Source organism: Hymenobacter coalescens (assembly GCF_054783195.1).
In genome coordinates this window covers 248,059-258,506 of sequence record NZ_BAAGRA010000001.1, presented here as the reverse complement: position 1 = coordinate 258,506, position 10,448 = coordinate 248,059, and the positions used below count along the sequence as shown (strand labels likewise).

The following is a 10,448-nucleotide window of genomic DNA, read 5'->3' as shown; positions in this document are numbered from 1 at the left end:
AAGCGGTACTCCTGCTGCGCGCTAAGAAAAACGGTACCCTATCTATGATACTGTAGCAATGCCGAAATAATAAACCGGTAATTCGAAAAACAGTAATTGTAAGCGGGTGCGGGGTGATTGGAGGTGAAACAAATAATTTAAAATATTTTTTCAAAAACATTGCCTTGGATTAAATAACCTTTCTACCTTTGACCCGTTCAAAGCCCAACACCCAAACGAACAAACGACTTCACTCGTCATGCGCCGCCACTTTAATCAATATCTCGGAATGCCATCTAGCCTGGAGGATAAGGTCCAGCCGGGGTTCGGCGCGCACGCAACGGAGTGAAGCTCTTTTCATAGAAGCTCAACTTGCAAAACGCCCGAATCCCACCAGATTCGGGCGTTTTGTTTTTCATCTGCTTTCTAACTCGTTTACGGCCATGCTGTCTACCTGCCACCACATGCCCTGCCTAGATGCCCGGTTACCGGTGCCTGCGCCGCGGTGGTGCAGCGACATCAGGCCAGCCAATTGCCCGGATATTCGGCCGCGAAAAGGCGGCTGCTAAAGGCCCCGGCCCCGGCTCAGTATATCTGCTGGCAGAGTCTGATTTACGGCAATTAATTTCTGGTATGACCACCAATAAAGCGGTGGTATAGGAAAGTAGTGCCCGAATTTATCTACCATAAATACCCGCATAACGGTAATTAATTCCGCAAGAATTACCGAACGGAACAGTACGCCCTTTTTTCAAATCCTGCCATGTACGAAAGCTTCAGACTGCTGCTTCATCCGGCTGCCCCCGCAGCCCCGTCTTCGGCTGGTTCAGTAAGCGACTGCCTCCCCCGCGAAGGGAGCCACGACCACTGGCCAACCGCTTCGAAGCCCCGCCACACGCCGTCTGGCAAGCCGAGCAAACCCGCCTAGAGCGGCTGCGTCCCGGTCAGTCGCGACTGGTGTGGCAGACCGCCCCAAGGGCAGGCTGCCGGCGCTTTTCAGCGGGCTGGACCCGCTGCCCCTGGTCGACGCCTCCTTACGGCGCCTGCCCGGGCGCCCTATAAATCTGCTCAAGCCAACTGGAAAATTCACTCCCTCCTTATCCGACCCCTTACGATGCGCTTCAACTTCGGATTCCGCCAGAACAAGCCGGCCGACGTGGTGAACCACGAAGGAGCGGCTGCCTACTCGCTCACCCCGCCGCTGGAGCTGTACGCGGCCGTCGCCACGGCCGCGCTCGGCGACCAGTTCTACGAAACCGCCGATACCCGCCTGCAACGCCTGCGCGAGCTGGTGGCCAAAAACGAGCCCCGGTTCGTGGCCCAGCTGGCCGTGTACGCCCGCGAGCAGCTGCACCTGCGCACCGTGCCGCTGGTGCTCTGCGTGGAGCTGGCCCGCCGGCACCGCGGCGACAACCTGGTGAGCCGCCTGGTAGCCCGCGTGGTGCAGCGCGCCGACGAAATCACCGAGCTGCTGGCCTTCTACGCCCTGGCCAACCAACGCCAGGAAACAAAGCAGCTGAACCGCCTCTCCAAGCAGCTGCAGAAGGGCCTGGCCCTGGCTTTTAGTCGCTTCGACGGCTACCAGCTGGCCAAGTACGACCGCGCCGGCCAGGTGCGCCTGCGCGACGCGCTGTTTCTGGTGCATCCGCAGGCCAAAAGCCCTGAACAGCAGGCGCTGTTTGATCAACTGGTGCGCGGCGAGTTGCCCACGCCCTACACCTGGGAAACGGAGCTGTCGGCCTTGGGCCAGCAGAGGTTCGCTACCGACGCGGAGCGGCAGACGGCCTTGCGCCAGAAGTGGGAGGAGCTGATCGGCAGCGGCAAGCTGGGGTACATGGCCCTGCTGCGCAACCTGCGCAACATCCTCGAGGCCGAGGTGTCGGCCGGGGCCGTGGCGCAGCTGACCCGCGCCCTGACCGACGAGCAGGCGGTGGCGCGCAGCAAGCAGTTGCCGTTCCGTTACCTGGCGGCCTACCGCGAATTGCTCGCCGTGCGCTCCGGCCACGTGGCCGGCATCCTCGCGGCGCTGGAAACGGCCATCGGGCACTCGACGCAGAACCTGCGCGGCTTCGGGCCCGACACCCGCGTGGTGGTGGCCTGCGACGTGTCGGGCTCCATGCAGCAGCCGGTTTCGGCGCGCAGCAAAGTGCTGCTCTACGACGTGGGGCTGGTGCTGGGCATGCTCCTGCAGCGCCGCTGCGCCAACGTGGTGACCGGCCTGTTCGGCGACCGGTGGAAGCGCGTAGCGCTGCCGCCGAACCAGGTGCTGAGCAACGTGCAGGAGCTCTACCGGCGCGAAGGCGAGGTGGGCTACAGCACCAACGGCCACTTAGTGGTGCAGGACCTCACGCGCCACAACGAGCGGGTGGATAAGGTGATGATCTTCACCGACTGCCAGCTCTGGAACAGCACCGGCGAGGCGGGTGACCTGGCCAAAGCCTGGCGGCAGTACCGCCGCACGGTGGCCCCGCAGGCCCGCCTGTACCTCTTCGACCTGGCCGGCCACGGCATGGCCCCGCTGGACGTGCGCGAGCAGGACGGCGTGGCGCTCATCGCCGGCTGGTCCGACAAGGTGTTCGACGTGCTGCAGGCGCTGGAAAACGGCGGCTCGGCCCTCGCCGAAATCGAAACGATAGACCTGTAAATCCACGCGGCCGGGGGCGGCAACATTGTCAAGCGGGTTGCCGCCCCCACGCCATCAGCACTTTATGGTCATGAAACGCACCTAGCCATCTTGTTCTCCGCCGATCCTTCGGCCGGGTGCCGTAAACGGGCGCTACTTCGTGGTTTAGTTTTCGGATGCAGCGCAACGGTTGCTGCATCATGCAGGTTCGAATCCTGCTGCCGGCGCACAGCCCGCAGACGAAAACATTGCGCTGGTTGTCTGTCGCCCCGGCCCGGGAAGGAGGATACTACGTTCGTTGGGTGCCGTAGCCTGGCCTTACTTCGATCTTGATTCGCCGGGTCGCGGGTTCGAGTCCTGCCTCCTCCACGGTTTTTCGGAAATGGGGGAGTAGCTCAGGTGGGTAGAGCAGGAAACGTAGGCGGGCGCCCAATTGCCCCAACGAATAAGCTTACTGCTTACCGGGTGCCGTCGGAAGGCGTTACTTCGGCGAGACCTTTCGGTTGAGCGGGTTCAACTCCCGCAGCCTGCCGTTTCGGCGGCGGGTGGCGCACCTGATCCGTGCGCCAGCAACGCCTTCACCCGTTGCCCCGGTAAGCAGCCCGTACCCTGATCAGTGCCGTAGCGCAGCCTTACTTCGCGCCCTTAACGCCCAGGTCGCGGGTTCGAGTCCCGCCGGCCAGCCGCGTTGGCTGGCCGTAGCTCAGGTGGTAGAGCAGGACAGGGGCTGTGCGGCCTGTTGCCTGATCATGTTTGCGGGGGAAGCAAAGGTGTCGTAGGGTGGTCATACTTCGGGCCGTGGAGGAAGCGCATTCCTTTGCGGCATAGCAGACCCCCGCCGGTTACCCTTTGGCTTGCCCCGGCCCGCGGCCGGATGCCGTCGGTACGCGCTCCTTCTGCTGACCGTTCATCAGCCCCGGACCCGGCGTGAATCATCCGTTGCTCCGGCTTTTCGCGGAGTTTTTTTCATCAGCGGCCGGCGGCGGCACCAACCCTGGGTGCCGCCGCCGCGCGACCCGGAAGCCCTCGACGCGCTTCCCTTCACGCAACTCTCATCATGGCACAACAACTACGCGGCAACGACCTTCGCCAACTGGGTTTCCCCGAAGGCCGGGCCATCGGGCTGGCGCTGGCTCAGCTGCAGCGCAAGCACCTCAAGCGCCTCGCACACACCGAGCAGCTGGCGCTGCTCAAACTCATTCTGCAAACCCCCACCAACTTTCTCACCGACCTCGACTGGAGCCACACCGCGGCGGCGCTGCTGCCCCCGCCCAGCCGCCACATTGCCCTGGCGGCCCGCAAGGACTACGCCTTGTTCGGCGCCGAGCACATCGAGCCGGGCGCCATTCACCAGATGGAAACGGCGATGAAGCTGCCCGTGACGGTGGCCGGCGCCCTCATGCCCGACGCCCACCACGGCTACGGCCTGCCCATCGGCGGGGTGCTGGCTACCGACAACGCCGTCATCCCGTACGCGGTGGGCGTCGACATCGGCTGCCGCATGGCCCTGAGCATCTTCGCGCTGCCGCCGACCTACCTCACGCAACGCGGGCAGGAGCTGCGCCACGTGCTGCTCACGACCACCAAGTTTGGCAACCGCGACGTGTTTCGCCACGGCCAGAAAATGGGTCACGAAGTGCTGGAGCGCGACGAATTCTCGGCTATTCCATTCCTGCGCAACAAGCAGGAAACCGCGGCCGCGCAAATCGGGACCTCCGGCTCCGGCAACCACTTTGTCGAGTTTGGCATCGTGGAAATCACCGACCCCTCGAACGACCTGGGCGTACCGGTGGGCCAGTACCTGGGGCTGCTTTCGCACTCCGGCTCCCGCGGCCTGGGCGCCAGCGTCGCCAACCACTACACCAAGCTGGCCCAAGACACCTGCCAGCTGCCCTCGGAAGCCCAGCACCTGGCCTGGCTGACGCTGGACGCGGAAGGCGGGCAGGAGTACTGGGCGGCCATGAACCTGGCCGGTGACTACGCCTCGGCCTGCCACGAGCAGATCCACCAGCGCGTGGCCCGGGCCCTGGGCGAGAAGCCCCTGGCGAAAGTGGAAAACCACCACAACTTCGCCTGGAAGGAGCGCCTCGCCGACGGCCGCGAGGTGGTGGTGCACCGCAAGGGCGCCACTCCCGCCGGCCAGGGGGGGCTGGGCGTGATTCCCGGCTCGATGACCGCCCCCGGCTTTATCGTGCGCGGCCGCGGGGTGGCCGAGTCGCTGGCCTCGGCCTCGCACGGGGCCGGGCGGCTCATGTCGCGCACCCGGGCCAAAGCCGAGCTGGGCGAAGCCGAGGTGCGCCGCCACCTGCAGGCCCACGGCGTGGAGCTGATCGGCGGCGGCCTCGACGAGGCCCCGATGGCCTACAAGGACATCTTCGCCGTGATGCAGAGCCAGCAGGAGCTGGTGGACGTGCTGGGCACCTTCACGCCCAAAATCGTGCGCATGGACGGCGGGGCGTAGGGCCGGCCCCAACTACGGGGCTACAAGAACCTCATCCTGAGCAAGGCGAAGAATCTTTCTCGCTCTGAACACAGCCGCTACAGTCCAAGCTCAGATGCTTTCGCCTGATAAAAGCGCAACCACCGCGGCCCAGACTATTGGGCGTTGGGGCTGCGCTTTTTAGCGGGGGCAAGGTAAGAGAAGGCCTTTCGCCTTGCTCAGGATGAGGTTCTGTTTTATCCGCTCATCCACTTCTGCACTCCTCGCTTATCAACCATTCACTCATTTGCTCATTCACCGATGACCCGCACCCAGCTAGCCGAATCCATCTTTACCGTCGACGATTTTCTGACCCGCAAGGAGTGCCTGGACTACCTCGTGCTCAGCGAACTACTAGGATACGAAGCCGCCAAGGTGAACACCACCAAGGGCGCCCGGCTGATGCCCGCTGTGCGCAACAACAGCCGCGCCTTCCACCGCAGCGAGGAGCTGGCCGCCTTGCTCTGGCAGCGGGCCCAGCCCTTCATGCCGGCCGAACTGGGCCTCAGCCAGGCCCTGGGGCTCAACGAGCTGTTTCGCTTCTACCGCTACGAGAGGGGGCAGCAATTCCGCGGCCACTACGACCAGAGCTACGTGCGCAGCCCCACCGAAGCCAGCCTGCTCACCTTCATGGTGTACCTCAACGACAACTTCCAGGGCGGCGACACGGCCTTCCGCGACCTGCGCGTGTGGCCCCGGCAGGGCCGCCTGCTGGTGTTCGAGCACGGCCTCTACCACCTGGGCCGCAGCGTGACCGAGGGCGTGAAGTACGTGTTGCGCACCGACGTGATGTTTCGCCTCCCGGCCGGTTGAAAAAGCGCCGGGTCGCTTCGGGAGTTGCCCGGGCGGCCCGGCGCTTTGGGCGTTGATAGCCCAAGAATGCCCCGGCGCGCCGGCACCGGATACCGAACCTCAACCGTAACCCGCCGCGCTAGCCCTGCGCTACACCTATTCCCATCCTCCTCCCGCATCATGGCCAAAAACACCCAGAAACTCCACGGCAAGGACCTGCGCCAGCTCGGCTTCACCGAGGACAAGCAGATCAGCCTCGCTCTCGATATCCTCGATCAGCGCGAACTGCGCAAGCTGGACAAAGGCAGCGCCCTGGCGTTGCTGCGCGAAATCAAAAACGACCCGTACCGCTACGTGCGCGACGAAACCTGGCGCCCGCTGGCCCAGGAGCTGGTGCCTCAGCCCAGCCGCGAGGTGCGCCTGAGCCCCGACGTGAAGGACTACCGCCGCTACGGCGACTCATTTATCGAGGACGGGGCCCGCCGGCAGATGGACACCGCCATGCAGCTGCCCATCACCATCGACGGGGCGCTGATGCCCGACGCCCATCAGGGCTACGGCCTGCCCATCGGCGGGGTGCTGGCCGTCGACAACGCGGTGATTCCCTACGGGGTGGGCATGGACATCGGCTGCCGCATGGCCCTGTCGGTGTTCGACGTGCCCCCCCGCTACCTGGAGCAGCGCCGCGACGAGCTCAAGAAGCTGCTGCACAACCACACCCGCTTCGGCGGCAAGGAAGTGTTCAAGACGCCCGCCGACGACCCGGTGCTGCACCGGCCTGAATTCAAGGAAATTCCCGTGGTGCGCGGCAAGCGCGAAGCGGCTATTAATCAGCTGGGCTCCTCCGGCTCCGGCAACCACTTCGTGGAGTGGGGCCTGGTCGACATCACGGCCGAAGACAACGACCTGAACCTGCCGGTGGGCCAGTACCTGGGGCTGCTCTCGCACAGCGGCTCCCGCGGGCTGGGGGCGGCCATTGCTCAGCACTACACCAAGGTGGCCATGAACCGCTGCCCGCTGCCGCCCGAGGCCCGCTACCTGGCCTGGCTCGACCTGAACACGGCCGAGGGGCAGGAGTACTGGGCGGCCATGAACCTCGCCGGCGACTACGCCTCGGCTTGCCACCACGACATTCACCGCCGCCTCAGCAAAGCCCTGGGGCAGAACGTGCTGGCCCGAGTGGAAAACCACCACAATTTTGCCTGGCGCGAAACGCTGGCCGACGGCCGCCAGGTCATCGTGCACCGCAAGGGCGCCACGCCGGCCGGCGCGGGCGTACTCGGCGTCATTCCCGGCTCGATGACCGCCCCCGGCTTCATCGTGCGCGGGCGGGGCGAGCGGCAGTCCATCCAGTCGGCCTCGCACGGGGCGGGGCGGCGCCTCTCGCGCACCCAGGCTAAGCAGCAGGTCAGCGAAGGCGAGCTGCGCCGTCTGCTGCGCGACCAGGGGGTGGAGCTGATCGGCGGCGGCCTCGACGAGGCGCCCATGGCCTACAAGGACATTCACCAGGTAATGGCCCACCAGCAGGAGCTGGTAGACGTGCTCGGCTCGTTCACGCCCAAAATCGTGCGCATGGACGCCGGGGGCGGCGGCAAGAGCAAGTACGGCGGAGAATAGCGCCGCTAGGGCCGACGGCGAGGCGGTTCGTTGCTTGCCGGCGCCTTTACGACGAGGGAGTTGAAATACCGCTGGCGTTGCGCACTGCCGCTGACGCCGGCGGTATCGGCTTTGTCGAGGGGCAAGAAAGTGAGCGTATAGCCGATGCGCCCGACCAGCAAGGCGCGGGAGAACTTGACCACCAGCTTGCCGGTGCCCTTGTGCCGGGCGCGCATCTTCAACTCAATCCCGTCGCCCCCGGCGGTTTGAAACGGGGTGCGGGCGAGCAGCACCGCGTCTTGCTGCCCGTTCAACGCGCCTTTGACCACGCCGTCGTAAAAACGCTGGCGAGCCGCTTCGCCTTGCGTGGTGGCAGCCTGCGCGGCGGTCAGCTCCAGGCGCGTGAGCTGGTACAGCCCCACGGTGTCCTGCGCCATCAGCAGGCGAGTATTAGGTAATTGCAGGCCCAGTTTGGCCGCGTCGATTTCCTGGGGCGGTGTTGGCAGTTCCACGCTCACTTGCTCGTCGATGGCAAACGGTGCCCAGGAATCCGTGGTGGTCAGAGCTAGCAGGGGCAGACACAGCGGCAGCCAACGGCGGAGACTGAAAAATCTGTTCATCTTTTAAAGATACCAGCCAGCCGTCAACCGGATTACGGCCGCGAGGCTTTTAGTACGTTTGCTACCCCGCCTTTCTGCCTGCTCTATGCTCCGATTTTCCGCGGCTGCGCTGCCGCTCCTGCTGCTTTGGGCAGCGGCCGCCCACGCCCAGCAGACGCCTGCCGCCACCCGCGCCGCCGACTCGGCCTACGTGCGCGACCATTACCAGAAGCTCGACCGCCGCATCCGCATGCGCGACGGCGTGCAGCTCTACACCGTCATCTACGTGCCCAAGGATGCCGCGAAGGGCCGCGAGTACCCCATTCTGATGCGGCGCACCCCGTATTCGGCCGGGCCCTACGGCGAGGAGAATTACCCCAAAGCCGGCCCCGGTCAGAGCCGTGAGCTAACGCAGGAGGGCTACATCTTTGTGACGCAGGACGTGCGCGGGCGCTACATGAGCGAGGGGCAGTTCGAGGAAATGACGCCCACCGTGCCCGCCGCCCACGGCAAAGCGAAGAAGGGCAAAGCGGCTGGCCACGACGAGAGCACCGATGCCTACGACACCATCGAGTGGCTTTTGAAGAACGTGCCGCACCACAACGGCCGCGTGGGCCTGATGGGCATCAGCTACCCCGGCTTCTACGCCTCGGCCGCCCTGCCCGACGCGCATCCGGCCCTCAAGGCCGTCTCGCCGCAGGCCCCCGTGACGGATGAGTTCATGGGCGACGACGCCCACCACAAAGGCGCGTTTTTCCTGCTCGATAACTTCGGCTTCATGCAGTACTTCGACGCGCTGCGTACCGGACCGGTGCCGAAGTACACGCCCCTGTTTCAGGCCGAGCCGGCCGATGCGTACCGCTTCTTCCTCGACCTGGGACCTATCAAAAACGCCAACGGCGCGGCCTACTTCAACAACCGCGCAAAGACCTGGAACGAGTACCTCGCGCACCCCACCTACGACGCCTACTGGCAGGCCCGCAACATCCGCCCGCACCTGCGCCACGTGAAGCCCGCCACGTTGGTGGTGGGCGGCTGGTTCGACGCGGAGGACGTGTTCGGCGCGCTGGCCACCTACCGGGCCATCGAGCAGCAAAGCCCCGGGGCGCAAAACCGGCTGGTGATGGGGCCCTGGACCCACGGCGCCTGGGCGCGGCCCGAGTGGCGCACGTTTGGCCCGCTGCGCTTCGGGCAGAACACCGCCCAGTGGTACCGCGACAACCTGGAGCTGAAGTTCTTCAACCACTACCTCAAAGGCAAAGGCGACTTTGGGGCCGCCGAAGCCACCGTGTTCGACACCGGCACCAACCAGTGGGCCCAGCACCCGGCCTGGCCGCCCCAGGCCCGCCCCACGCCGCTGTACCTGGCGGCCGGCGGGCAGCTGAGCTACGCTGCCCCAGCCCAGGCCACCGGCTACGACGAGTACCTAAGCGACCCGCAGAAGCCCGTGCCTTACACCAACGGCATCCACGCCGAGCGCAACAACGAGTACATGGTGGAGGACCAGCGCTTCGCCGCCCAGCGCCCCGATGTGCTGGTGTACCAGACCGAGCCCCTGGCCGCCGACCTGACCGTGGCCGGCCCCCTCAGCGCCCGGCTGTTTGTGTCGACCACCGGCACCGATGCCGATTGCGTGGTGAAGCTCATCGACGTGTTGCCCGACACGGCGCGTGGCACGGCGCCCGGGGCCACGCCGGCCCCCCGCGCCGGCTACCAGCAGCTGGTGCGCGCCGAAGTGATGCGCGGCCGTTTCCGCCAGTCGTTCGAAAAGGCGGCAGCCTTCCGCCCCGGCGAGGTGGCCGAGGTGCGCTACGAGCTGCCCGACGTGCTGCACACGTTCAAAAAGGGCCACCGGCTGATGGTGCAGGTGCAGAGCAGCTGGTTTCCGCTCGTCGACCGCAACCCGCAAACCTTCGTCAACATCCCCACGGCCGAGGCGGCCGACTTCCAGAAGGCCACCATCCGCCTCTACCACGACGCCCGGCACGCTTCGTCCATCATCGTGCCCGTGCTGACGGGCCGGTAACGCCGGCTACCAGGCACAAAAAAAGCCCGGACCAAAGTCCGGGCTTTTTTTGTGGCAAGGTGTACGTGAACTTAAGCGGTTTTGCGCTTGCGCAGGCGGTTGAGGGCGTAGGCCGCGCCGCCGGCTAGCAGCAGGGAGGCGCCGCCGTCGAGGGGCACGGCCGTGGGGTCGGCGGGCGGCTCGTTGCCGGGCGCGGGGCCGCCCGAGCCCGGCGTCTGCGCCTGAGCCGCCGAAGCGAGTAGCAACACAAAAGCAAAACAGGCGCCGAGCCGGCGCAGGAAAGAGGCGAAATGGTTCATGCAGCAGGAGCTGAAGGGTAAGGCATGCGTTCGGCGGCCCAGTGGGCCGCCGAAC

General features: G+C 65.5%; 7 protein-coding genes. 5 read left to right on the top strand and 2 right to left on the bottom strand.

Translation table 11 applies throughout. The annotated features are described in order from the left end of the window. Window positions 1–1,093: 1,093 nt before the first annotated feature. The 4 genes from ACYVKQ_RS01145 (at window position 1,094) to ACYVKQ_RS01130 (ending at window position 7,490) form a co-directional block, all read left to right on the top strand. Window positions 1,094–2,623 carry a TROVE domain-containing protein gene (locus tag ACYVKQ_RS01145; RefSeq protein ID WP_460574751.1) on the top strand — a complete coding sequence of 510 codons (1,530 nt, stop codon included), beginning with the start codon at window positions 1,094–1,096 and terminating at the stop codon, window positions 2,621–2,623. A 1,036-nt stretch (window positions 2,624–3,659) separates the two neighbouring features. Beyond that, window positions 3,660–5,063 carry an RtcB family protein gene (locus ACYVKQ_RS01140; RefSeq protein WP_460574749.1) on the top strand — a complete coding sequence of 468 codons (1,404 nt, stop codon included), beginning with the start codon at window positions 3,660–3,662 and terminating at the stop codon, window positions 5,061–5,063. A gap of 279 nt (window positions 5,064–5,342) precedes the next feature. After that, window positions 5,343–5,894: a prolyl hydroxylase family protein gene (locus ACYVKQ_RS01135; protein WP_460574747.1), complete on the top strand. Its 552-nt coding sequence runs from the start codon at window positions 5,343–5,345 to the stop codon at window positions 5,892–5,894. Window positions 5,895–6,053: 159 nt separating this feature from the next. Further along, on the top strand, window positions 6,054–7,490 hold the full coding sequence (locus ACYVKQ_RS01130; RefSeq protein ID WP_460574745.1) for an RtcB family protein: 1,437 nt from the start codon (window positions 6,054–6,056) through the stop codon (window positions 7,488–7,490). Window positions 7,491–7,495: 5 nt separating this feature from the next. Here the strand turns inward: ACYVKQ_RS01130 and ACYVKQ_RS01125 are convergent, their stop codons facing one another. Then, window positions 7,496–8,089 carry a hypothetical protein gene (locus ACYVKQ_RS01125; protein WP_460574743.1) on the bottom strand — a complete coding sequence of 198 codons (594 nt, stop codon included), beginning with the start codon at window positions 8,087–8,089 and terminating at the stop codon, window positions 7,496–7,498. An 85-nt stretch (window positions 8,090–8,174) separates the two neighbouring features. Between ACYVKQ_RS01125 and ACYVKQ_RS01120 the strand changes: the two genes are divergently transcribed. Then, window positions 8,175–10,094, top strand: a complete 1,920-nt coding sequence (locus ACYVKQ_RS01120; RefSeq protein ID WP_460574741.1) for a CocE/NonD family hydrolase — start codon at window positions 8,175–8,177, stop codon at window positions 10,092–10,094. A gap of 71 nt (window positions 10,095–10,165) precedes the next feature. On the opposite strand, the gene ACYVKQ_RS01115 is transcribed toward ACYVKQ_RS01120, so the two are convergent. Further along, window positions 10,166–10,393, bottom strand: coding sequence for a PID-CTERM protein-sorting domain-containing protein (locus ACYVKQ_RS01115; protein ID WP_460574739.1), 228 nt, complete (start codon window positions 10,391–10,393; stop codon window positions 10,166–10,168). Window positions 10,394–10,448: the final 55 nt, after the last annotated feature.